This window comes from Pseudidiomarina donghaiensis (genome assembly GCF_900116895.1).
GTDB classification, from domain to species: Bacteria; Pseudomonadota; Gammaproteobacteria; order Enterobacterales; family Alteromonadaceae; genus Pseudidiomarina; species Pseudidiomarina donghaiensis.
Map to the genome: position 1 here is coordinate 24,271 of NZ_FPCF01000009.1, position 23,780 is coordinate 48,050.

A 23,780-nucleotide genomic window follows, 5' to 3' on the forward strand; every position below is an offset into this window, starting at 1 on the left:
TGTTAGTTAAATTGTTTTAAGAAACGCACGTCGTTCTCAAAGAACGCACGCAAGTCATTCACGCCATAGCGGAGCATGGTTAAACGCTCAACGCCCATACCAAACGCGAAGCCGGTGTATTTTTCGCTATCAATACCTACCGCTTGCAGTACGCTTGGGTGCACCATGCCGCAACCTAACACTTCAAGCCATTTGCCGTCTTTACGACGTACGTCGACTTCAGCTGAAGGCTCGGTAAACGGGAAATATGAAGGACGGAAACGAACTTCGAGTTCTTCTTCAAAGAAGTTCACCAAAAAGTCTTCCAAAATACCTTTCAGTTGCGTGAAGCTAACGTCAGTGTCAACCATTAACCCTTCTACCTGATGGAACATTGGCGTGTGGGTTTGATCGTAATCGTTACGATAAACGCGGCCTGGTGAGATAATACGCAGCGGTGGCTGTTCTTGTTCCATGGTACGAATTTGCACACCAGACGTTTGCGTTCGCAGCATGGTGGTTGGCGTAAAATAAAACGTATCATGGTCGGCACGGGCCGGATGATTCGCTGGAATATTTAACGCATCAAAGTTATGAAAGTCGTCTTCTACTTCGGGGCCTTCAACAGTGCGAAAGCCCAAGTCACCAAAAAACGCTTCAATACGCGCAATGGTTTTGGTCACTGGGTGAAAGCCACCAACATGCGCTTTACGGCCAGGCAAGCTCACGTCAATACGCTCAGCGGCGAGTTTCTCAGCCAGCTCAGCTTGTTTTAATTCGTTATTGCGTGCGTTGATCAGCTCTTGCACGCGCTGTTTAGCTTCGTTTATCGCTTGTCCTGCCGCCGGACGTTCTTCCGGGCTTAACTTGCCGAGGCTTTTAAGTTGTTCAGTTAATTGGCCTTTTTTGCCCATATACTCAACGCGAACTGCGTCAAGTTGTTGTGGAGTCGTTGCCTCAGCAACGGCTGCTTGTGCGGCAGCAACAATGTCAGATAACGCCATGATCGTCCTCAGTTATGACTCACGCGAATGATTACCAAAAGAAAGTGCTCAATCATACCGAAAAAGCATAAAAAAAGGGAGCGGTTACGCTCCCTTTTTCGACATTTCAACTCGCTTACAGAGAGCCTTTCGCTTTCTCTACCAGCGCAGCAAAACCGTTTTGGTCGTGAACTGCGATGTCAGCAAGGATTTTACGATCGATTTCTACAGATGCTTTTTTCAAGCCATTGATAAAGCGGCTGTATGACAAACCGTTTTGACGCGCTGCAGCGTTGATACGAACAATCCACAATTGACGGAATTGACGTTTCTTCGCACGGCGGTCACGATATGCATATTGACCAGCTTTGATAACGGCTTGCTTCGCTACGCGATAAACACGTGAACGAGCACCATAATAACCTTTCGCCTGCTTCAGGACTTTCTTGTGACGCGCACGCGCGATCACACCACGTTTTACTCGTGCCATTTGCTATCTCCTTCCCTTACGCGAATGGTAACATGCGCTGAATTAAGCCAACATCGGCCTCGTGCACCATGCTCTTAGCGCGCAGGTGACGTTTCCGCTTTGAACTCTTTTTGGTCAGGATGTGACGCAAATGAGACTGTTTACATTTGTAGCCGCCTGAAGCGGTTTTCTTAAAGCGCTTTGACGCGCTCTTTCTGGATTTCATTTTCGGCATGAAAATTACTCCGCATTGTTAATAAAAGTGTAACAGGGTGAGTTTGGTGTTGTTGCCAACAGCCGCCCTACTTGCAAACCACAGTTACTTCTTAGCAGGGGCCAGAACCATAATCATCTGGCGACCCTCAGCACGTCTTGGGAACGATTCGCAAGTTGAGATTTCTTCTAGATCGGTTTTAATGCGCTCTAGCAATTCAATACCCAACTCTTGATGTGCCATTTCCCGGCCACGGAAACGAATAGTGACTTTAGTTTTGTCACCTCCCTCCAGAAAGCGAGTCAGGTTGCGTAGTTTTACCTGATAATCGCCTTCGTCAGTTCCAGGACGGAATTTAACTTCCTTCACCTGGATCTGTTTCTGGTTTTTCTTTTGCTCTTTCGCGTTCTTAGCTTTCTCGTAGAGGAACTTGCCATAATCCATCAGACGACAAACCGGTGGCTCCGCATTCGGACTAATTTCCACCAGATCAACACCAGCCTCTTCGGCTGCAGTAAGAGCTTCTTGAATACCTACGACGCCAATCTGTTCACCTTCGACACCAATGAGTCGTACTTCATTGACGCGAATTTCTTCGTTGATCCGATTTTTGTCACCAGCTTTCTGAGTTCTTTTTCCGCCTTTAATGGGTCATTCCTCCAATCAATTAACTAATCTTGCGGCTGTTTACTTCGTCGGTAAGCTCAGTGATAAATTGCTGTAGCCCTTTAACACCGTGGTCTTCACCGCGACGAGTACGCACCGCAACCGCTTGGTTTTCGACTTCTTTGTCGCCAACAACAAGCAAGTATGGTACACGTTTTAGAGTGTGCTCGCGAATTTTAAAGCCTATTTTCTCATTTCTCAAGTCAGCAATGGCTCTAAATCCAAGTTTATTCAATTCTTTTACCGTTTGAATGGCATAATCGCGCTGATTATCGGTAATATTCATCACCACAACCTGCGTTGGCGCCAACCACGTTGGGAAATAACCCGCGTACTCTTCAATAATGATTCCCATAAAGCGCTCAAGTGAGCCCAAAATAGCCCGGTGAATCATGACTGGGGTGTGACGCTCATTATCTTCGCCTACATAAGTAGCACCTAAGCGGCCCGGTAAAGCAAAATCAAGCTGTACGGTACCGCACTGCCATGCACGGCCTAAGCAGTCATGCAGCGTAAATTCAATTTTCGGACCATAAAACGCGCCTTCGCCCGGTAAATATTCAAATTCAATACCGTTATTTTTCAACGCATCGGCCAACGCTTGCTCGGCGTGATCCCACGTAGCATCGTCGCCCAAGCGCTTTTCTGGACGGGTTGATAATTTCACCACAATGTCATCGAAACCGAAGGTTTTATAGGTTTCGTACACCATTTTGATACAACCGCTTACTTCTTCTTGTACTTGTGCGTCAGTACAGAAGATGTGTGCGTCGTCTTGAGTGAAGCCACGAACGCGCATTAACCCGTGCAACGCACCTGAAGGTTCATTCCGGTGGCACGAACCAAACTCAGCCATACGCAGCGGCAAATCACGGTACGATTTCAAACCTTGATTAAAGATTTGCACATGGCCTGGGCAGTTCATTGGCTTAATAGCGTACTCACGGTTTTCAGACGCTGTTGTGAACATGAGGTCTGAGAATTTTTCCCAGTGACCAGAACGCTCCCACAACACACGGTCCATCATCAGTGGGCCTTTCACTTCTTGATACTGGTATTCACGCAGTTTTTCGCGAATAAAACGCTCAAGCTCAAGGAACACCGTCCAACCATTGTTGTGCCAGAACACCATACCTGGTGCTTCTTCTTGCCAATGGAACAAGTCTTGGGTTTTACCAATTTTACGGTGGTCGCGCTTCTCAGCTTCTTCTAAGCGCTGCAAGTAAGCTTTTAGTTGCTTCTTGTCAGCCCATGCGGTGCCATAAACACGCTGCAACATTTTGTTGTCAGACTTACCACGCCAATAGGCGCCCGCTACTTTCATAATTTTGAAATGCTGGCAAAAGCGCATATTCGGTACGTGCGGGCCACGACACATGTCGATATATTCTTCATGGTGATACAAGCCCGGACGGTCGTCACGGCTAATATCGTCATCTAGAATTTCAACTTTGTACGGCTCATGGCGACTCACGAAAGTTTCGCGGGCTTCAGCCCAGCTGACTTTCTTTTTCACCACGTTGTATTCAGTTTTTGCTAACTCAAGCATACGCTTTTCAAGCGCTTGCAAGTCTTCTGCAGTTAACGTGTGCTCCATATCAACATCGTAATAAAAACCGTTGTCGATAACCGGACCAATCGCCATTTTAACGTCTGGGAACATTTGCTTCAGCGCATGGCCTAGCAAGTGCGCACAGCTGTGACGAATAATGTGTACACCGTCGTCATCTTTAGGCGTAATGATCTGAACCGAGGCATCATCGGTAATTAAGTCACAAGCGTCTGCAAGCTCGCCGTTAATACGCCCAGCAACCGTGGCTTTGGCTAAACCAGGGCCAATATCTTGAGCAACGTCGAGAATAGAAACAGGCTTGTCGAAACTACGTTTACTTCCGTCGGGGAGTGTTACTACAGGCATTTTTTTGTCCTTTTTACAGTGGTGGCACCTACCAAGTGTCACTTGTTATTTTGAAAGGCCACACTATAGCGTATGATGCCCGCCATGGAAACCCTAACAACCACATTCATCGGGCCTTTGGCCGCACTTACCGCTGCGCTTTTTTGGGCGCTGGCAACCTTATTGTATAGCCAAGCTGGTAGCTATTTATCAGCAGCTCAATTGAACCTCGTGAAAGGCATTGTCGCGTGTCCATTGCTGCTGCTGGCCGGTTGGTTTACGGGGCAGCTATTGCAGCTAGAAGGCAACTTCGCCACCTACCTACTTTTGGCCAGTGGCGTTATTGGCATTACCCTTGGCGACACACTCTACTTTGCCGCGCTGCGTCGTTTAGGCCCCTGGCACACCATGTTACTGGAATATTTAGCCCCGCCATTCGCAGCGTTATTGGCCTGGATACTACTTGCACAAGGTATGCGTTGGTTTGAAGTGGCCGCAGCCTTGGTCATTATTGCCGGTATTTTTGTGGTGATTAGTGAAAAACCCCGTGCCGCTGAGCGGGTACAGCTGAGTGTTAGTGGCATTGCTGCTGGTATTGGCGCGGCATTGTGCCAAGCCTTGGGATTAGTGATGTCATTTCATGCCTTGCAAGAATTCGACATGAACCCGCTGAATGCGGCCCTATTGCGTTTGCTCGCCGGTACTTTGGCTCTCACCATTGCCTTAGTTCTACTCAAACCCAGCTTAATTAAATCAACCCGCGCAGCACTGCGTCACACGTCAATTCCGTGGCTGCTTACAGCCATTGTCATGGGCACCTTTTTGGCCATATGGCTGCAACAAACAGCCATCGCTTATATTAACCCCGGGCTTGCACAGACACTGCTCGCTACGGCGCCGCTGTGGTTAATTCCCATTCAATGGTTGCGTGGCCAACCGCTCTCAGCGCGCAGCATCATCGGTGCCCTTATTGCGGTTAGCGGCATCGCGCTGTTATTTGGAATTCAATAAGTTAGCGGCGGGAGCGAATTAAAGCGTTAAATTCAGGTGAACCAACAGGCAAAAATTTGAATCTAAGCCATACTAAACTTAGTTACAAACAGCACTTGGAGGTTTTCATGAATGCCGACAAACTGTACGACGCCGGCTTACGCTGCCCACATTGCGGACACCACATTCACGTGAGTATTGACGCATCAGCGGGTGATCAAGACTACCAAGACGAATGCCGCGCCTGTGGCTCCGACATTCATCTGTTAGTTAAATTAGACCAAGTTAACGACAAGATATTTGTTCGCGTCGCGAGCGACGACGAGAACTTTTATTAACGTTGCGCAAGCACGCGTTCAACCGTTTCCACAATGGTCATGGTTTGCTGATCGAATTCTAAGTTCACCACGTCAGCCGTCTCAATATTGGTTAACCGCAAAGTTTCCGGAATTAAATGTAAGCTAAAACGGTTACTTTCTACCTGGCCCACCGTTAAACTGGCGCCATTCACACTAATAAAGCCCTTGGCGAGCACATAGGCTTTGAACTGCTCTGGAAACTCAATCCATAAGGCCAAATTGTCAGCACTGCGCTCACGCTTTACCACCGAACCTGTACAGTGAATATGACCCGACACATAGTGCCCGCCCATTTCATCGCCCACTTTGAGCGAACGTTCAAAGTTCACGTTATCACCAGTGGTTAATGCACCAAGGTTGGTTAAGCGTAGCGTTTCGTCAATAATGTCAAAACTAACCGTATCAGCCGTAAAAGCCACCACGGTTAAACAGCAACCGTTTATCGCAATACTTGCGCCTAACGCCACGTGCTGCAAATATTCAGGGGCAACCTGTACGGTTAATTGACGAAATTGCTCACGATCATTCAATTGGGCAACGCGAGCTTGGGTTTGTACAATACCTGTGAACATGATGTCTCTTTATGTCGGGGCCTTTCAGTGGCAAAACTATCAATGGGAAAAATTGTAACGTTAAACGCTAGGTTTGACCATAGCTGTGCAGTGCTCAGGCAACGCTTGGCGCTTTGCTGCGCGGCAGCTGTCATGCTCAGTGCCTGCAGCCCCGCCCCAGAAGGTTTAAGCCACCTACATGACTACCAACAACGAGTAGCCAACACGCTAAACCAACCCGTAGCTAATTATCAACCGGTGCCTCGCATTCAGCCCCCAAGCGCTCGTGACTTGCGTTTGCCAATTGCGCGGCTAGAAATCTCATTACTCGACGCCATGCGTCTTGACGCCTGCGCCGCAGGGCCACTGATTGCTGAACGAAATAGCTCGCTAGGGCGCCTGCAACAAGGCGTGCTGCGATATTTTTATGACCGCCAATTAGTCGAAGCTTTGCAACTATGTGCGAAGCAATTGCAAAGCGAAAACCCAGAGTTAGCGCAGCGCATTCAACAACAAGCCGAGGCAAAACGTAAGCTTATGCCCCAGCTACGCACCCAAGCCATCACTCAAGACAACGCCATACAAAATATGATCAGCATGGCGGATCGGCCACTGGCGCAGCCTGATAGTAATACCTTGGCGCCACTATTTAGCGCCCTAAATACGGTACTGCAAGCGCTAGATGATCAAGCTGAATTACCCACTGAACGTGAATTAACCGCAGCGCTAGAGCGCTTAGACAAAAACGTCTACATTGGTCAATTATGGCGTGCACTGCACGATAACCACGCTTACCTACAACAACTTCAGCCACTGGTAAGCAACCTCAGCCAACATGCTGGCTGTTTATCGGCGGGCGTACCAAAGCGTGCACACGTATTGCGCCAGGTGTTCATTGCGCGTTTTAGCGGGCCCGTGCAACGCCACCTGAATGCATTAACCTATCAAGCACAGCAACTTGAACCCTATATTCACGCGTTAGACACCCCTCTTGTGGCGTGGCAATCGCATTTGCGACATATTGTCGCACTTGATGATCAGTTAAAAACAGCTACCCGTACTCACGTTCAGTATTGGCAAACGTTTTTCAGCGATTGCGAGTTCACGCCTGGTGCTTGAGTTAGATCATGCAAGCACTGATGCTGAGGTGATTTGCACTTGGCTAAAGAAGCAATTAATGATACCTTGTTGATAATAATTCTCATTTGTAAAAGTAATTTTTTGGAGACGTCGATGAAAAAGCTATCTGTTCTTTCTGCTGCCCTCGCATTGGTTTTAGTTGCTGCGCCTACTTTTGCTAGTGACGACAAGCGCCCTGACCATTTCAAAGGCAAAAAGTCTGAAACACTTCAGCAAGCACTTGATAACATGCGTGAGTACAATAAAAAGCTTGAAGAGCTGATGCATGGCGAATTAACACCACAGAAAATGGCTGAAATTCACCAACTCACCTACACCCTTGAAGAAGCCTTGCAAAAACTTGACGACGAAGTTGATAACTTGCAAGACGTACTTGAAGAAGTGCACTTAGGCTCTGAGCACATGGATTTCGGTAAAGTGAAGTCAAACGGGAAGAAATACCTCGAGAATTCTGGCAAAATCGTGAAATAAATCGATTAAACCAGAGGAACACATGAGCTTTACAAGTACCGAAAACTACATCGTGGCCGACGACCTCGGCCTCGCTGTTAACGCCGCAGTAACCCTTGAAAAGCCCCTGTTACTTAAGGGCGAGCCCGGCACCGGCAAAACCCGTTTAGCCGAAGAGCTCGCCGCTTCACTCGGCGTGCCGCTTATTCGTTGGCAAATCAAATCAACCACCAAGGCTCAACAAGGCTTGTACGAATATGACGCGGTGTCGCGCTTACGTGACAGCCAGCTAGGCAGCGACAAAGTTCACGATATTGCTAACTACATTAAACCTGGCAAGCTGTGGCAAGCGTTTACCGCGCCCGAGCGTCCCGTATTGCTGATTGATGAAATAGATAAAGCCGACATTGAGTTCCCTAATGACTTGCTGCACGAGCTTGATCAAATGGAGTTTCATGTTTACGAAACCGGTGAGCAAGTACGCGCCGAGCACCGCCCTATTGTCATCATTACCTCAAATAATGAAAAAGAACTGCCTGACGCATTTCTGCGCCGCTGTTTTTTCCACTACATTAAGTTTCCAGATGCCGACACCTTGGCGCACATTGTGCAGGTGCACTACCCGGATATACGCAAAAACCTTCTTACGACGGCGCTCGAAGTGTTCTTTGACCTGCGCGCGGTACCGAATTTAAAGAAAAAGCCCTCTACTTCAGAGCTTATCGACTGGTTAAAGCTACTTTTGGCCGAAGACATTGCACCGGCTGAGCTGCAGAAAACCGATGGCCTGATGCCTATGTTTGGGGCTTTATTAAAAAATGAACAAGACGTGCAGCTGGTTGAAAAACTGGCGTTTATGTCACGTCGAAAAACGTCCTAATTGATGTTTTAGCCAATTATGCTCATTGAATTTTTCTTGTGCCTGCGCAAGCACGGCCTTAAAACTAGCCTCACCGAGCTACTTGATTTGCTCGGTGCGCTTGAGCGTGGCGTAATATTTGCTAGCGTCGACGACTTTTACACCCTAGCGCGCCTGGTTCTGGTGAAAGACGAAAGCCAATACGACCGTTTCGATCGTGCCTTTGCTGAGTACTTCGAAGGGGTTGAGCAAGTGGACTTAGCCAGCGCAATACCAGCTGACTGGCTTGAACGCAGCTTGCAGCGCCAACTTAGCGACGAAGACAAAGCCAAGTTACAAGCCCTCGGCGGCTTAGACGAACTGCTAAAAACCTTCCGCGAACGCTTAGCAGAGCAACAGAAACGCCATGCCGGCGGCAACAAATGGATTGGCACTGGCGGTACCTCGCCATTTGGCGCCTATGGCTACCACCCAGAAGGCATTCGTATTGGCCAAGACGGCAGCAACGCCCGCCGCGCCGTTAAAGTATGGGACAAACGCGAGTTCCGTGATTTAGATGGTGACAGCGAGTTGAGCAACCGTAACTTGCAGTTGGCCTTACGAAAACTGCGTAAGTTCGCACGCACTGGCGCCGCCGATGAGCTCGATTTGAATGCCACTATTCGCGCCACCTCACAAAAAGCAGGCTTGCTTGATCTGCAATGGCAACCCGAGCGTCACAACGCGGTAAAAGTGCTGCTGTTGTTTGACGTGGGCGGCTCAATGGATGACTACATTTACGAGTGCGAACAGCTTTTTGCAGCGGCCCGAAACGAATTTAAGCACTTAGAGTTTTTCTACTTTCATAACTGTGTGTATGAACACGTGTGGAAGGACAACAGCCGCCGCTTTGCCGAAAAAATACCCTTGTTAGAGCTGATTAATCGCTACGGCCGAGATTACAAGTTAATTTTTGTTGGTGATGCAACCATGGGCCCGTACGAGATAGCCTACCCTGGCGGCAGCGTTGAGCACTGGAACGAAGAGCCCGGAGCCGCGTGGATGCAGCGTTTGCTCAATCATTTTACCGACGCGGTATGGCTCAATCCACAGCCGACCGTTCATTGGCGTTATTACCAGTCGATTGACCTTATGCGCCAACTCATGAGCCAGCGCATGTACCCTCTAACCGTTGACGGCATAAGCCAAGCAATTACGACGCTGTTGAAAAAATCTGTCGTAGCTGCGGTGCCTTCACCATCAAACTCTTAAGCGTGTATTGGCTTAAATAGTCGTAAAATAACTCTTTGCCGCGTGCAACAATGCCCTTCAGCTCGCACGCCGGCATTGCCACACAGTATGGGTTTTCACACTCAATCCATTTTTCATCGCCCTCTAACTGACGAATAACAAAGGCAAGCGAGATATCTTCCGGCTGTTTTGCCAATAAAAAACCGCCGTTTTTGCCACGACGCGTTTCAATAAGCTGTAACCGCCCCAAATGGTGAACCACTTTATTCACGTGATTCGCAGACAGATCAAAGGTGTCACAAATTTCCCGAATAGTTGCGAGCTTCGGCTCAGCACACTTGTCATCGGCGTCAAAACTGGCCAGATACATCAAGATTCGTAAGCCATAATCGGTATATTTTTTAAGCTGCATCGCTATTCCTAAGGTCATTCCAAATTTAATTCGAAAAAGAATTCGGAAACCATCCCAAAAGGTACATTTACAACGCATTATAGTACAACAAACCTTGATCTCCCTCAAACATACATTCATAATGCACTTATCATAAACATGCATTAAGGATGTTTCTTATGAATAACCCGCAACCTGGTTACAAATTACTCAAAGGCGCCAACTTGGCCATGGTGGTATTTTTGCTTTTGTTTTTGGTCGTGGCTTATATGGCTTGGGGCTTAGAAGCACAGTTTCCGCTGATGGTGATAGCGGTGCTGCATTTTTTGCAAATACTGTTGGCAGGGTTGTTTAAGCTGTCTTATGTGGTGAGGTTAATAGCGCAGAACCAGCTTGGCCAACCACTGCGCTAGATACTTAGACTAGTTACTCAGGCCGCGCTAATAGCCGCCGCTTTCAAGGGCGGCCATACCAATACCGCCAACAATTGCCATTAAGAAGAAAAGTACGAATGCAACCAGCATCCAAATCAACATGGCTCGCGCCCAGTTACGCTTGCTTAACGGCGTTGAGTGGCTAAACGCCCAAACCAGTAACAAAATGAAGTTCACCAACGGAATACTGGTTAAAAAGATAGTTAAAAACCAACTACCTGTGCTGGTGTGCTCTTGATTAACATACGGCGCTTGCGGTTGAACGCTTTGGCCATTCACTGTTGTCTGCTCCATGGAATTATCCTTATTGTTCTAATAAATGCTTTGTTTGTTATGCAATTTGTTGTTGCTCGTTAAGATTATGATAACAAGCTTAAAAAGCAACCCTTTTGTAAGCTAAAACCTGTTTTGGGTAATTGGTTTGACCAAAATCAAAGAAGTTGACAACCAAGTTGGTATCCTAATTCTGCCTAAAATTCTCAAAACGGGAGGTTGCTATGTCCCCTGTCATTCGCAAACATGCCGATGTTGTCGCCATTCTTCATGCGCCCGAAACATGGAGTAACCAGGTGTCTTCGCACCTGAACGTACCCAATGGCATGGATGCACCGGAACACACGCTGTATCGCAAGCTCATCGAACCATTTTTCGATGCACAAACACTGCACCGGTTTGAGCCGGTTCTTAAAAACATTGTCACCCGATTGTTCCGTGAACTGCCGGAAGAGTTTAATGTTGAAAGCGATCTTGCCTACCCCTTTGCGCTGCAAGCGCAGTGTGCATTTATGGGCTGGCCGTGCGACCTTGAAGCGGCTTTGCTGCAGTGGATACAGCGCCAGCAAAAAGCCAGCGCAGCAGGCGATCGTGAGGCAATGCGCCTGTTAGCCACAGAGTTTAGCCAACTTATGGTTGCCGAATTCAAGCGGGCACGTGCCGGTGAATACCCAGTTGATAGTTTAACTTCAAGGCTGGTTCATCTGCGTATTGAAGGCGAGCCGTTAACTGACGAATACTTAGTCAGCATTGTGCGTAATTGGACCGTTGGCGAACTTGGCACGATTGCCAATGCAGTGAAAGCTATCGTGAACTTCTTCAAGGCTAATCAAGTTGTACGTAAACAGCTCACCCAAGCGCCTGAGCATATTGACCATGCCGTAGACGAAATACTGCGTTTTAACGCACCGCTAGCAAGTAACCGCCGCCGCGCTGTGTGCCCCATGCACATCAACGGCCAAGCGGTAAAAGCCGACACCGTGGTTACGCTTGACTGGGGCGCCGCCAACACCGACCCCGAGGTATTCGAGCAACCACACCAGTTTCGTTGGGATCGCGACCCGCGCGACAACTTATTGTACGGCACCGGCATTCACGTCTGCCCCGGCGCACCGCTCGCGCGCCTAGAACTGCGCGCCTTTACTCAAACCCTGCTCACCCAAAAAACCCGTAGCCCGGCGTTCCACGCCGGGTAGCGCGCAGCGCCGTAACGCATCACCGTAGCCCGGCGTTCCACGCCGGGTAGCCGCAGCGCTGTAACCCATCACCGTAGCCCTCAAAAAATAATCATTGATCCAAAAAATGAATCATGGTTCACTTCTTGCTATCGATAATTAGATAGCAAGAACACCATGGCCTATCGCGAAACAACTCAAATACGCCAGCGTAAGCAGGCAACCCAAGAAAACATTCTTAGCAATGCACTCACGTTGCTTAACGAAGTAGGATTCAGTGGCTTGCAAATGGCCTCTTTGGCCAAGCGCTGTAACCTAGCTACAGGCACCCTGTATCGCTACTTTGCCAACAAAGAAGCCTTATGTACCGCCGTATTTGAACACGCCACAAATATTGAGGTAACCCAAGTTCAGCAGCAGCTTAGCGCCCCCGAAAAACCGATACCCGAGCGCATTGCTAACGCATTAACCACATTTGCAAAACGTGCCCTTCGCGCACCTGTCACTGCATGGGCTTTAATTGCAGAACCCGTTGAGCCCGCAGTTATTGCCGCACGCATAAAATATCGAGAACGCTACGCCAACTTATTCGCCCAAGCTATTGAACAAGGCATTAGCGAACAAAGCTTACCACCACAAAATAGTGCGTTGAGCAGCCGCGCTTTAGTTGGAGCCATTGCTGAAGCTTTAATTGGCCCATTAGCCCATCAGCATGAGCTCGAACCGAATAGCGCAATTTTGGAAAGTGTACGCTTTTGTCTTCAAGCAATAACAGCGCGGCCTCACTCGTGTGTGTAAAACAAACATATGGAGAACAAAAATGACTATTCCAGACCAGTATCTCGCTCAAACCCACACGGTAGAAAACCAACCACCAGAGCTTGAAAACTATAACCTCTACGCCGAAGATAAAGCATTGCAAGAAGCGGTAAAGCGCGAAGGCGCTAGCTGGGCTGAACAAGACATTGCGCGCTTTGGCGCTGAATGCGGGCTACCTGAGCGCATCGCGCTGGGTTTTGCGGCCAACATCAATAAGCCGCAGCTTGTTACCCACGACCGTTTTGGCAACCGCGTTGATCAAATCGACTTTCATCCCAGCTATCACCAGCTAATGGATATTGCGATAACTGAAGGTTTACATGCCAGCCCATGGGCTGCTCCCAAACCGGGTGCTCATGTCGCGCGTGCCGCCAAATACTACTTGCACACCCAAGTAGAGGCTGCTCATGGCTGCCCTATCACCATGACCTTTGCCGCCATTCCTGCCTTGCAACATCAACCCGATTTACTGGCTAAATTTGGTCCTAAAATAATGGCGCCCGAATATGATAGCCGAAACGTACCCGACAGCATGAAACGCGGGCTCACCATTGGAATGGCAATGACTGAAAAGCAAGGCGGCTCAGACGTGCGCAGCAATAGCACGCGCGCTCACCCTATAGCAGCTGAAGGTCCTGGCGAAGCATATGAGTTAGTTGGTCATAAGTGGTTTGTTTCAGCACCAATGTGCGATGCCTTCTTAGTTCTGGCGCAAACAAACAAGGGCCTATCATGCTTTTTACTGCCACGCTGGCGCCCAGACGGCACTAAAAATGCACTACAAATTCAGCAATTAAAAAACAAGATGGGCAACGTCGCTAATGCCTCCAGTGAGTGCGAATTACGTGGCGCGTTGGCGTGGATGGTTGGCGAAGAAGGCCGTGGCGTCCGCACAATTATAGAAATGGTTTCTATGACCCGCTATGACTGCATGATTGGTTCATCGTCAGGCATGCGTCAAGCCACTGTGCAAGCTATTCACCACGCTAGGCATCGCCAAGCCTTCGGCGCTCACCTAGTTGACCAGCCCCTCATGCAAAACCTATTAGCCGACTTAGCGCTAGAAAGTGAAGCTGCCATGACCTTAACCATGCGCTTGGCTCGAGCAATGGACCAGCAAAGCAATGAGCACGAGCGCTTACTAGCACGCATTGCCACACCTATCGGCAAATACTGGATTTGCAAACGAACACCGCAACATGCCTACGAGGCCATGGAAGTTATTGGCGGTATGGGCGTGATGGAAAATACCATGATGCCGCGGCTATTCCGCGAATCACCCGTCAACGCGATATGGGAAGGCAGCGGCAATGTTCAATGCCTTGATATGCTTAGAGCTATTCAAAAAGAACCTGAAGTGCTTGAAGCATACTTTAATGAACTGGCGCGCGCCGGCGGTACCGATCAGCGCTTTGACGCCTTTGTAAATAACCTTAAAGCCAGCTTTAGCCGAACTCCAGCAGACCAATGGCAATATCAAGCACGTCATTTCGCCGACCATATGGCCTTGGCATTGCAAGGTGCGCTGCTGTTACAGCACGCACCGAACGAGGTTGCCGATGCGTTTTGTGCCAGCCGACTCAACGCTCATACCACCGCCAATTACGGTTGCTTGCCTAGCGGCCTAAACTTAACAAATATTATTAACCGGAGCTTCGCATGATTATTCCAGCCTACGTTGCCCGCAATGCGCGCAAATATCCAAACCATGAAGCCGTGATTGATGGCTCACTGCGCGCTACTTGGCAACAACTCGAGCAACACGTCAATCAGTTTGCCGAGCATCTTGCCTGCGACCATCATATAAAAGCCGGTGATCGGGTGTGCTTGGTGCTGCCCAACAGCTACACCTTTATTGTCGCGCATTTCGCAATTCAACGGCTAGGCGCTATCGTATCGCCGATAAACGTCAAATTAACCGCCTCTGAACTGGCATACATATTTGAAAATGCTGATGCAAATTTGGTTATTACCTGCGACCTAACGAGTAGCCATGCGCTTAAAGCCTGCTCCGAACTAAAACTAACTAGCCTGGTTATTAACAACATTATTGAACATGTAGCGCAATACAGCAGCGGTCGAACGTTTACTCAACTCGATCAGCAAGCATTGTTTGAACCAGCAACCCTGCTTTACACGTCAGGCACTACCGGGCGACCAAAAGGCGTATTGTTCAATCACAAAGCACTATTATTTGTCGGCATGATGTTTGCCACCGAAATGCACTACCGCCCGGAGAGCCGATTACTATCGTTAATGCCATTTACCCATTCAGCCCCATTAAACTTGACCTTAGTTGGCGGTACGCTAATTGGCAGCACGCATATAGTCGCCCCCACATTTACCCCTGATCTTTTGCTAAACCTAGTGCAACAAGAACGCGCCACCCACTTTTTTGGCGCACCTGTAGCCTACTTGCTCACCGCCCAACACCCTGCCATACAAAAAACCAATTTAAGCAGTATGACCCACTGGATTTATGGTGGTGGACCATTGGCCGGCGACCATGCCCGACGCGTACAGCAGGCATTCGGTAGCGACCAGTTTTACTGCGTATATGGCCTAACCGAAGCAGGCCCAACCGGCAGTCTGTTGCTACCTAATGAACATGCGGAAAAAGCCGGCTCTGTAGGCCAACGAGCAGCTGCTTTTACCGAGATACGGGTGGTCAACAAAAGTGGCGACATTTGTGCTAACAACGAGCCTGGGGAAATTCACATTGGCGGTGAAGGTGTCATGACCGAATATTGGCGCAACGAGCAAGCCACTCAAGACATATTTACTGAAGACGGATGGATACGTACCGGCGATATTGGTCTGCGCGACGATGACGGATTTTATTGGGTTAAAGATCGTATTAAAGATCTGATCATTAGCGGCGGCGTTAACGTGTACCCTCGTGAAGTTGAGGACGCTTTAGCAAGCCACCCTGCTGTGCTTGAAGCCGCTGTCATTGGCGTGCCGCACGACGAATGGGGAGAAACCGTTAAAGCATGCGTGGTCTTGCGCGAAGCCATTGAAGAAGAAGCCTTGCGCGCGCACGTAGCTGAACGCCTCGCCGACTACAAATGCCCACGCGTATACGCATTTATGGACGAGCTGCCTCATAACGCCAACGGCAAAGTCCTCAAACACCAACTGCGCTAACCCGTAGCCCGGCCCGCGCATCACCGTAGCCCGGCGTTTCACGCCGGGTAGCGCGCAGCGCTGTAACCCATCACCGTAGCCCGGCGTTTCACGCCGGGTAGCGCGCAGCGCTGTAACCCATCACCGTAGCCCGGCGTTTCACGCCGGGTAGCGCGCAGCGCTGTAACCCTCGACACCACAACCAATCTTTAATACCATCACCGCACCAATAAAAATAAAAAGATAGGAAACTCCCGTGTCATCCAAACCAACACCAGCCAACGAAACAGGCGGCTTTATCGCTTTTGTCGAACGCGCCGGCAAGCGTATTCCCGACCCCGTTATTATTTTTATCTATTTCTTAGCAGCAGCCCTACTGCTCACCTGGGCCATTGGCGGCTTAAGCTTCACCACATACGGCGGCGACGGCCAGCCCATTGAATACGAAATTCGTAACATGCTCGCCACCGAAAACGTCGTATGGCTATTCGACAACGCGTTACTTGCCAACTGGCTCGGTTTTGGCGGCGGCGTACTAGGCGTTATTTTAATCGTTATGCTTGGTGTCGGCGTTGCTGAAAACTCTGGTTTATTCGCAGCGATTTTGAAAAAAGTATCACGCGGATTACCACTTAACTGGTTGCCACTGTTCTTAGTATTTATTGGCATTATGAGCTCTATCGCAACCGACGCCGGCTACCTCATTCTTATCCCATTAGCCGGCCTGTTATACGCGGGGCTTGGTAAAAACCCACTGATCGGTATGGCCGCCGCTTTCGCAGGCGTTTCTGCGGGCTTCAGTGCCAACTTAATTCCGGCAACCCCCATTGATGTCATTATTGGCGTAAATGCTAAAGTATTCGCTGAGTCACAAGGCATTCCGTTTGTAAATGCCGCTGGCGAAGCCCTCACACCAGCCACCATGAACTACTACTTCATTTTGGCCTCAACCTTTATTCTTGGCGGTGTTGGCGCTTGGGTAACCTTAAAATTCGTACAACCACGGCTAGAGCAAAAACCCTACACCATTCCAAAAGAGCTTGAATTAGGCGACTTCGAAGTCTCCCCAGCAGAAAAGCGCGGCCTACGTGCCGCAGGTATTGCATTAGTGGTGGCGTTAATTGCCATTTACGGCCTAGCAGTTGGCCCGTTGGCGCCCTATGAAAACGCGCAAGGCGCCACGGTAACGCCATATTTAAATAACGTTATCTTGCTTATTACCTTTGTGTTTATTGCCGTCGGTGTGGCTTTTGGGGTAGCTAGTGGCAACTTCAAATCACTGCAAGACGTGGTAAAAGCCATGGTTAAGCAAATGGACACCATGGGCTACATTTTGGTGCTCACCTTCTTCTGTTATAACTTCTTAGGCGTATTAAGCCACAGTGGCCTTGGCGCATACATCACCTACCTTGGCGCCACGCTGTTGACCAACCTGGGCCTTCAAAGCTTCCCAGTATTGCTACTTATTGGTTTTATTATTGTCACGGCTATTATTAACATTTTTGTTGGTGGCCTAACCTCAAAATGGATGCTCTTAGGGCCTATTTTCATTCCTATGCTGTATTTGGTAAATAGTGAAATGACGCCAGATTTAGTCGCCGCGGCCTTCCGCGTAGCCGACTCGTCAACCAATATCATCACCCCTATGATGAGCTACGCAGGCATTATCTTGGCCTTCATGCGTAAGTATAATCCGCAGCTTACTTTTGGTGAGATGATTGCCATGATGGTGCCATACTCGTTGGCCTTCATGGTGGTATGGACAGCCCTCTTGGTCGCGTTCTTCAGCTTCGGCATACCACTGGGCTTTTAACGGTTGGTTGAAACTTACGCAATTGAAACGCGGTGGCGCAAAAACCACTTGCACCACCGCAGCGTAATGACTAATATAGCGCCCGTTCGCATTCGCGAACGTCAGCAATACAATGTGCGTCCGTAGCTCAGTTGGTTAGAGCACTACCTTGACATGGTAGGGGTCGGTAGTTCGAGTCTACTCGGACGCACCATCTTCCTTTCGTTTTAAACCCCTTGAATTTATTGACTTGTAGCCGTGTTGGTTGGCTTGATGCTTTGTGCATTTTTGCGACCATTTGGGGGCTTGTGACCAAATGGTGACCAAACCGTGACCATGTTTGATTTCATACCTTAAAAGCGACTGTCTTTGATTCTTTAAATGTACTGGTGACAATTGCCAACTAAGGATGAATAATTATGCAGCTAATAAGTTAATTTGCATTGTTTATTCGACAACTAATTCATTCTTCCGAATCTGATTCTGCATCAGGTGGCTTTTTAGAGATTTTTCGAGCTTTCGCTTGCAACTTCCCAGCACTTTTTTGCGCTTCAGGATTATCTCGTATAGCCATTTCTAACGCTGCTGCCGCGCGCTGCGCCTCTCCATTCCATAGACTTTGAGCTTTCATAATGTCTTTTATGGCGCTATGTTCTTTTAGGAATGCTAGTTGACCTTGCAATGCCCGATACACATCACCACCCCATTGACTTTGAGCAGTCACGCTATTTTTAAATGATTCAAAATCATTCAATGCCGCCATTTGACTAGCAATGGATTGAGCAATGCCGATGCTTGATCTTTCGTTAAATTCACGGATTTGGTCCGCAATAATTAGCGCTTGTTCCTCATCCGTAATTTCGTCTAATTCATCCTCTGTTAACTCAATATCAAGATCAATGTTGTTATTCTTCGCGAAGTGTTGAATACCTTCAACTAGCTTATCAAAAAGAAAAACCTCGGGAGAATTTGGTAGTGTCTTAATCTCTCGCATTAATAAAGCATTTAGATATAACTCACTATTATGCATAGTGCAAAAATCGCTATCACTAGTTATTAACCAAAGGTACTTTTTACCATTAAGGTTTGTTAAAACTTGTTCCCATAACAGCTCGTCGCCTAATGTGGTAAGGCCTGATTTTTCCAGACACCTTCTACCCGTTTAAAATATTCACGCTTAAAGTTGTTTGGCGACACTCTGTTATTTTTTGTATGACGTCGAGTTGGATTGTAAACCATCTCAATATAATGAAACACTGCCTGCTTGGCTTCAGCCCGGTTTGGATAAATACGACGGCGTATTTTTTCCTTCTTTAAATTACTGAAGAAGCTCTCAGCAACCGCATTTTCATGACAGTTACCACGTCGACTCATACTGGTTTTAATATTGTATGCATCGAGTAACTTTCTGAACTGTCGACTGGAATACTGAGATCCCTGATCGGAGTGCAAACTGACTTGTTGCTGCGGCTTTCGTCGCCAATAAGCGGCTGTAATGGCTTGCATGGCCAAGTATTCCGTCATTCGGTCGCTCATCGACCAACCAACGACATTACGTGCAAATAAGTCCATGACGACTGCCAAAAAAAGAAAGCCTTCATGTGTTTTAATGTAAGTGATGTCCGTCACCCACCATTGATTAGGGTGTTCGACGTTAAACTCGCGATTTAACGCGTTATCGGCAACAATATCGGTCTTACCGCCGTAGTAGCCTCTGGGCGTGTTATAACCCCGCTGTGCACGGATGCCTTCTTTTTGCATTAAGCGTAAGATCCGATCTCGGCCGCAATATTGGTTGGCATCACGAAAGTCCATATAGATATTGCGGTAGCCATGAAAACCACCGCTCTCTATCCAAAACTGCTTAATTTTTTGCGCGAGTTGTTGTGTAATCCCCCCATTTTAAGCCATTTAACCGACAACTAGCTTTCCCCGATACATTTGCATCTGGCAATGAAAGTCGTACTCTCCGGGTTCCAGCGCTGGTATTTGAATTTGCTTTAATTTGTTAGAAGGCAACGTTTCACTTATTTCTAGCTTGGGAATGAGCAAAGTTTCAGAACAAGGCGATTGATCCTTCCGCAGGAACTTAAGTTCAACCGGTTTACCTTCAGGTATTTTTATTCTCGAAGGCGAGTAGATACCGTTTTCGACGGCAATCACCAAATCACCTTCTCCCAGCTTCAGCTGCTGGGGCTTGTAAAGCCAAAACCACCAGACGATCAGCGCGATCAAAGTGATACCAGCAATATTAATGAATAACATGTTTATTCTCCTGAATGCGTCAGTGTTAGAAGGTGCGTTAATGTTTCTTGGCTTTGAAAAAGCGTAACCGGTTAGCGTTACTCACTACCGTAAGAGAAGAAAAAGCCATTGCTGCGCCAGCAATAACCGGGCTCAATAGCATTCCCAAAAACGGGTACAGAACGCCTGCGGCAAAAGGAATACCCGCTACGTTGTAAATAAAAGCACCAAATAAGTTTTGCTTAATATTGCGCAGCGTGGCCTTGCTCACCGCGATCGCATCGGCAAGCCCATGTAACGACCCACGCATCAATGTAATATCGGCACTTTCAATAGCAACGTCCGTCCCAGTGCCAATAGCGAAGCCTACATTGGCAATAGCTAGCGCTGGCGCATCATTAATACCGTCTCCCGTCATACCAACAATTTCGCCTTCCATCTGCAGTTCCTGAACCTTTTTTGATTTTTCTTCCGGCAGAACTTCGGCAAAAAATTCTTTAATTCCTACTTTTTCAGCAACCGCTTGTGCAGTCGCGCGATTATCACCAGTAAGCATTACGACTCGCACACCGTTATCTTGCAAACGTTTAATGGCGGCTACGGAGTCGTCTTTTATTGGGTCAGCAACTGCAATTATTGCAGCCAATTCATTATTAACAGCAAAGTACATTGGTGTCTTAGCTTCAGCTGCTAATTCTTGGGCTTTTTCAACAAAGTTACCGAGCTCAACTTGACGTTCACGCAACAGCTTTTCATTACCGAAAAGGAGGGACTTCCCGTCTACTTTAGCCTCCACGCCATGGCCAGCAATCGCATTGAAGTTTGAGACTTTAGTTGTTTCAATTCCTCTTTCCCGAGCTGATTCAACTATCGCCTGTGCCAGCGGATGTTCAGAGCCAGACTCAAGTGTGGCTGCAAGTTGCAGTACTGTTTGCTCATCGTACTCACTCGCTACTAATACGTCGGTGACTTTAGGAGAACCAAGTGTAATGGTGCCCGTTTTATCCAGGATCATAGCCGATACTTTCGACGCTGTTTGCAATGCTTCGCCATTGCGAATCAGCACACCTGCCTCTGCGGCTTTTCCTACACCCACCATTACCGACATAGGCGTCGCCAGGCCTAATGCGCAAGGGCAAGCAATAATCAAGACAGTGGTCGCTGATACCACAGCAAAGGCCAGTGCCGGCTCAGGCCCAAAGTTAAGCCAAGCTAGAGCACTGATAACAGCGATAATCATAACGACTGGCACAAAGTAAGCTGAAATAATATCGGCAAGACGACCGATTGGGGGCTTAGAGTTTTGCGCCCGTTTCACCATGTTAATAATTTGAGCAAGTGCTGTATCTTTTCCGACTCTTGTCGCTTGAAACAAAAAGGAACCACTTTTATTTATCGTGCCCGCCACAACGTCATCACCAACTGATTTTTCCACGGGCATGGGTTCACCCGTTAGCATAGATTCATCAACGGTGGTACTTCCCTCTATAACTTTTCCATCAACAGGGATTTTTTCTCCGGGACGAACACGTACTACGTCCTCCTCGAGTACGTCTTCGATGGCGATATCCAATTGTTTATCGTCACGAATCACCCTAGCTGTTTTGGCTTGCAAACCAATGAGACGTTTTATGGCTTCGGACGTGCGCCCACGAGCTTTCAGTTCAAGTGCCAACCCCAGATTGATCAAACCGATAATCATCGCAGTCGCTTCAAAGTAAACGTGACGCGCCATTTCCGGAACTAGGTGTGGAACGATTACAACCACCATGGAATACAACCAGGCTGTACCAGTACCAAGCGCGATCAGCGTATCCATATTAGCGGAATGATTTTTCAGGGACTGCCAGGCACCAACAAAGAAATGTTTGCCAGAGAAATAAAGTACACCTAACGTTAGAATACCTACGACTAACCATGTCACACGTTCTGAGGTAGTGGTCACCGTCATTTCACCACCAAAAAGGCTATAAATCATTAGGGGTACACCTAACGACAGCGCGACGGTCATCTCACGCATCAGTCGCTTATAATAAGCCCAGTCGGCTTGCTCTTTTTCTGCCAACGCATCATCGCCACTTTGGGAAGTGGCTACTTTAGCGCTATACCCCGCCTTCTCTACCGCTTTCACTAAAGCGCTCGGACTTGCTGTTCCTGTCACACTGACTGTTCGCTGCGCAAAGTTCATCTCTGCATTTTCCACACCGGATACAGACTTTAGTGCACTCTCGATTTTGCCAACACAACTCGCGCAACCGGCTCCCTCGATAATGAGTTCCTCAATGGAACGACTACGAACGTCCTCAGTTTTCACACCCATACCAGTGCTCCTTATTGATGGGAAAAAAGCCAAGCAACAGCTATTTCCCGTAAAGTACCAACGATAAAACCGTCACTCACTACATATCCGAAAATCGATTCGCAGTTTGCACCATTCGTTTAATTTCATTTTCTTCAACGTTCTTTACCGTTTCTAGCAGCTCTTTTGCGCTATCTATATCAACACGGGAGTATAGGTGTTCATACAGTTCTATGACTTGCTCATGATGGTTTACAACCTTCTCCATAATGTGATCGGTATCTAACTCTTTAAAAGGCGAATCGCAGTGCCCATGCTCAACGATGGGATGTTTCCCAATATAGTCATAACACCAAGTGTCTAATGCATTTCGGTTTGCTGTACTCAAAAAACCTTCGACCATTCGCTCTAAGCTAGCCTCATGACCCGACACGTAGTTTAGAATCATCCGAGCTCGTTCATCTTGGTTTTGTTTAGAGCAGTGAGTAACACACTCCTTCAGGTTTTTGTGGAAATCAACGGTCCAACTCAGCACATCTTTGATTGTTTCTATTTGCATTTTTTACTCCTTACCTATAATTAATCGTTACTTTCGTTTGCTTTTGTTAACTGGCGGACTTCTGTGACAACTCCACGGTGTATGTTCCGAATTATCTTTAATATTTTGGTCAATAAACTTGTAGTACTCTTCTTTCAGATGAGTCCACCACCCACTATTTATTTCAACACCAAACTTCCTGAGCTTTTCCTCTATAACATTGAGATCCACTTTAGAGGCATCATAAGCTACCAATAACAAGTTACGCTCAGAGTCATAGGCAACGCTATCGAGACCAACCAAGCGATCGATTTCGTTAATCGCTTCGCGAACTTTTTTCACACTCTCAGTGTTTAGCTTTAATGTGCGATTGACTAAGTTAATTTCCCGCACTCCGGCTCTATGATCGTTATTTGACATCAATACTGTCCTGTTAATTAAAACTACCAATACGTTTCAGGCAACATTTGCTCGGTGTTAACTTTGTAACGAAAGCTCTTTATTAGTGGCTGCTCGTTTATCGTGAACCCAGAACAATTCATCGATTGGCGAGATAGAAACTAATCCCTCGTTAGATACCCCAGTATGGGCCGCTTCAACTACCAAGAGGGCAACATCACGCGCATCATCACTGTTCACATAAACTTCAAGCTGTACGTGATCAACTAAGTGATCATCGTTATAGCTATCGAAGTAGTAACCCCGTCCTCGCACAGGAAGCAGCGTAAAGCCGCTAACGCCACGGCCGATGAGAGCCTCTTCCACTGAGTCTTGTCGAAGTTGATCAAAAATAGCGGTAATTTTAGATAGGTTCATATACCCCCCTAAAAGCCCTAAAACATATAGCTTATGGACTGTGTTTAGTCTAGTTACTTAAATTTCGAGAAAATCTAGAGTTGTAA

The 23,780-nt window shown here is 47.8% G+C and carries 27 protein-coding genes and 1 tRNA gene; 13 read left to right on the plus strand and 15 right to left on the minus strand.

The window, feature by feature from the left end; all coding sequences use genetic code 11:
- Nucleotides 1-2 precede the first annotated feature (2 nt).
- From pheS to thrS, 5 genes are all read right to left on the minus strand, one after another.
- Complete coding sequence (gene pheS, locus BM334_RS11710) at nt 3-983, minus strand: phenylalanine--tRNA ligase subunit alpha (protein ID WP_092841949.1); 981 nt, start codon at nt 981-983, stop codon at nt 3-5.
- 115 nt (nt 984-1,098) lie between these two features.
- Nucleotides 1,099-1,452, minus strand: coding sequence for a 50S ribosomal protein L20 (rplT, locus tag BM334_RS11715; protein WP_055437818.1), 354 nt, complete (start codon nt 1,450-1,452; stop codon nt 1,099-1,101).
- Between the two features lie 16 nt (nt 1,453-1,468).
- Nucleotides 1,469-1,666 (minus strand): 50S ribosomal protein L35, encoded by a 198-nt coding sequence (gene rpmI / locus BM334_RS11720; RefSeq protein ID WP_055437817.1) that lies wholly within the window; start codon nt 1,664-1,666, stop codon nt 1,469-1,471.
- An 84-nt stretch (nt 1,667-1,750) separates the two neighbouring features.
- Nucleotides 1,751-2,293, minus strand: coding sequence for a translation initiation factor IF-3 (infC, locus tag BM334_RS11725; protein WP_072243343.1), 543 nt, complete (start codon nt 2,291-2,293; stop codon nt 1,751-1,753).
- Between the two features lie 19 nt (nt 2,294-2,312).
- Nucleotides 2,313-4,229 carry a threonine--tRNA ligase gene (thrS, locus tag BM334_RS11730; protein WP_092841951.1) on the minus strand — a complete coding sequence of 639 codons (1,917 nt, stop codon included), beginning with the start codon at nt 4,227-4,229 and terminating at the stop codon, nt 2,313-2,315.
- 84 nt (nt 4,230-4,313) lie between these two features.
- Between thrS and BM334_RS11735 the strand changes: the two genes are divergently transcribed.
- On the plus strand, nt 4,314-5,219 hold the full coding sequence (locus BM334_RS11735; RefSeq protein ID WP_092842035.1) for a DMT family transporter: 906 nt from the start codon (nt 4,314-4,316) through the stop codon (nt 5,217-5,219).
- Nucleotides 5,220-5,326: 107 nt separating this feature from the next.
- Nucleotides 5,327-5,536: a CPXCG motif-containing cysteine-rich protein gene (locus tag BM334_RS11740; protein ID WP_092841953.1), complete on the plus strand. Its 210-nt coding sequence runs from the start codon at nt 5,327-5,329 to the stop codon at nt 5,534-5,536.
- Here BM334_RS11740 and BM334_RS11745 read toward each other — a convergent pair.
- On the minus strand, nt 5,533-6,129 hold the full coding sequence (locus BM334_RS11745; protein ID WP_055437813.1) for a riboflavin synthase: 597 nt from the start codon (nt 6,127-6,129) through the stop codon (nt 5,533-5,535). The genes BM334_RS11740 and BM334_RS11745 overlap by 4 nt on opposite strands.
- Nucleotides 6,130-6,171: 42 nt before the next feature.
- Here BM334_RS11745 and BM334_RS11750 point away from each other — a divergent pair, with 42 nt between their 5' ends.
- The 4 genes from BM334_RS11750 to BM334_RS11765 all read left to right on the plus strand — a co-directional run bounded on the left by BM334_RS11750 (nt 6,172) and on the right by BM334_RS11765 (nt 9,808).
- Nucleotides 6,172-7,227 (plus strand): DUF3080 family protein, encoded by a 1,056-nt coding sequence (locus BM334_RS11750; RefSeq protein WP_092841955.1) that lies wholly within the window; start codon nt 6,172-6,174, stop codon nt 7,225-7,227.
- A gap of 114 nt (nt 7,228-7,341) precedes the next feature.
- Nucleotides 7,342-7,719 carry a DUF6746 family protein gene (locus BM334_RS11755; RefSeq protein ID WP_092841957.1) on the plus strand — a complete coding sequence of 126 codons (378 nt, stop codon included), beginning with the start codon at nt 7,342-7,344 and terminating at the stop codon, nt 7,717-7,719.
- 22 nt (nt 7,720-7,741) lie between these two features.
- Nucleotides 7,742-8,578, plus strand: a complete 837-nt coding sequence (locus BM334_RS11760) for an AAA family ATPase (RefSeq protein WP_092841959.1) — start codon at nt 7,742-7,744, stop codon at nt 8,576-8,578.
- A gap of 18 nt (nt 8,579-8,596) precedes the next feature.
- Nucleotides 8,597-9,808, plus strand: a complete 1,212-nt coding sequence (locus BM334_RS11765) for a vWA domain-containing protein (RefSeq protein ID WP_092841961.1) — start codon at nt 8,597-8,599, stop codon at nt 9,806-9,808.
- Here the strand turns inward: BM334_RS11765 and BM334_RS11770 are convergent.
- Nucleotides 9,750-10,199 carry an RrF2 family transcriptional regulator gene (locus BM334_RS11770; RefSeq protein WP_055437808.1) on the minus strand — a complete coding sequence of 150 codons (450 nt, stop codon included), beginning with the start codon at nt 10,197-10,199 and terminating at the stop codon, nt 9,750-9,752. The two genes, BM334_RS11765 and BM334_RS11770, sit on opposite strands and share 59 nt — an antisense overlap.
- 158 nt (nt 10,200-10,357) lie before the next feature.
- On the opposite strand from BM334_RS11770, the gene BM334_RS11775 reads away from it, so the two are divergent.
- Nucleotides 10,358-10,591 (plus strand): hypothetical protein, encoded by a 234-nt coding sequence (locus tag BM334_RS11775; protein WP_092841962.1) that lies wholly within the window; start codon nt 10,358-10,360, stop codon nt 10,589-10,591.
- 27 nt (nt 10,592-10,618) lie between these two features.
- Here BM334_RS11775 and BM334_RS11780 read toward each other — a convergent pair whose 3' ends face one another.
- The gene (locus tag BM334_RS11780) at nt 10,619-10,906 is read right to left on the minus strand and encodes a hypothetical protein (RefSeq protein ID WP_198677387.1); all 288 of its coding nucleotides are present in this window, start codon (nt 10,904-10,906) and stop codon (nt 10,619-10,621) included.
- Between the two features lie 203 nt (nt 10,907-11,109).
- On the opposite strand from BM334_RS11780, the gene BM334_RS11785 reads away from it, so the two are divergent.
- The 6 genes from BM334_RS11785 to BM334_RS11810 all read left to right on the plus strand — a co-directional run bounded on the left by BM334_RS11785 (nt 11,110) and on the right by BM334_RS11810 (nt 18,011).
- Nucleotides 11,110-12,081 carry a cytochrome P450 gene (locus BM334_RS11785; protein WP_092841964.1) on the plus strand — a complete coding sequence of 324 codons (972 nt, stop codon included), beginning with the start codon at nt 11,110-11,112 and terminating at the stop codon, nt 12,079-12,081.
- A gap of 156 nt (nt 12,082-12,237) precedes the next feature.
- The gene (locus BM334_RS11790) at nt 12,238-12,858 is read left to right on the plus strand and encodes a TetR/AcrR family transcriptional regulator (protein ID WP_198677388.1); all 621 of its coding nucleotides are present in this window, start codon (nt 12,238-12,240) and stop codon (nt 12,856-12,858) included.
- A 22-nt stretch (nt 12,859-12,880) separates the two neighbouring features.
- Entirely contained in the window at nt 12,881-14,542 is a 1,662-nt protein-coding gene (locus tag BM334_RS11795) for an isovaleryl-CoA dehydrogenase (protein ID WP_092841966.1), read from the plus strand.
- Complete coding sequence (locus BM334_RS11800; RefSeq protein WP_092841968.1) at nt 14,539-16,026, plus strand: class I adenylate-forming enzyme family protein; 1,488 nt, start codon at nt 14,539-14,541, stop codon at nt 16,024-16,026. Before BM334_RS11795 ends, BM334_RS11800 begins: the two co-directional genes overlap by 4 nt.
- A 235-nt stretch (nt 16,027-16,261) precedes the next feature.
- Entirely contained in the window at nt 16,262-17,818 is a 1,557-nt protein-coding gene (locus tag BM334_RS11805; RefSeq protein ID WP_092841970.1) for an AbgT family transporter, read from the plus strand.
- Between the two features lie 116 nt (nt 17,819-17,934).
- Nucleotides 17,935-18,011 (plus strand) — tRNA-Val (locus BM334_RS11810).
- Between the two features lie 249 nt (nt 18,012-18,260).
- On the opposite strand, the gene BM334_RS11815 is transcribed toward BM334_RS11810, so the two are convergent.
- From BM334_RS11815 to BM334_RS11845, 7 genes are all read right to left on the minus strand, one after another.
- Nucleotides 18,261-18,827: a hypothetical protein gene (locus BM334_RS11815; protein WP_092841972.1), complete on the minus strand. Its 567-nt coding sequence runs from the start codon at nt 18,825-18,827 to the stop codon at nt 18,261-18,263.
- A gap of 89 nt (nt 18,828-18,916) precedes the next feature.
- Nucleotides 18,917-19,690: an IS3 family transposase gene (locus BM334_RS11820; RefSeq protein ID WP_126801853.1), complete on the minus strand. Its 774-nt coding sequence runs from the start codon at nt 19,688-19,690 to the stop codon at nt 18,917-18,919.
- An 18-nt stretch (nt 19,691-19,708) separates the two neighbouring features.
- Nucleotides 19,709-20,062, minus strand: a complete 354-nt coding sequence (locus BM334_RS11825; protein ID WP_034732779.1) for a cupredoxin domain-containing protein — start codon at nt 20,060-20,062, stop codon at nt 19,709-19,711.
- Between the two features lie 37 nt (nt 20,063-20,099).
- Nucleotides 20,100-22,361: a heavy metal translocating P-type ATPase gene (locus BM334_RS11830; RefSeq protein ID WP_092841977.1), complete on the minus strand. Its 2,262-nt coding sequence runs from the start codon at nt 22,359-22,361 to the stop codon at nt 20,100-20,102.
- Nucleotides 22,362-22,440: 79 nt separating this feature from the next.
- On the minus strand, nt 22,441-22,899 hold the full coding sequence (locus BM334_RS11835; RefSeq protein ID WP_092841979.1) for an ATPase: 459 nt from the start codon (nt 22,897-22,899) through the stop codon (nt 22,441-22,443).
- Between the two features lie 27 nt (nt 22,900-22,926).
- The gene (locus BM334_RS11840; protein WP_055437796.1) at nt 22,927-23,298 is read right to left on the minus strand and encodes a cation transporter; all 372 of its coding nucleotides are present in this window, start codon (nt 23,296-23,298) and stop codon (nt 22,927-22,929) included.
- A gap of 57 nt (nt 23,299-23,355) precedes the next feature.
- Nucleotides 23,356-23,694: a P-II family nitrogen regulator gene (locus BM334_RS11845; protein WP_092841981.1), complete on the minus strand. Its 339-nt coding sequence runs from the start codon at nt 23,692-23,694 to the stop codon at nt 23,356-23,358.
- Nucleotides 23,695-23,780 lie beyond the last annotated feature (86 nt).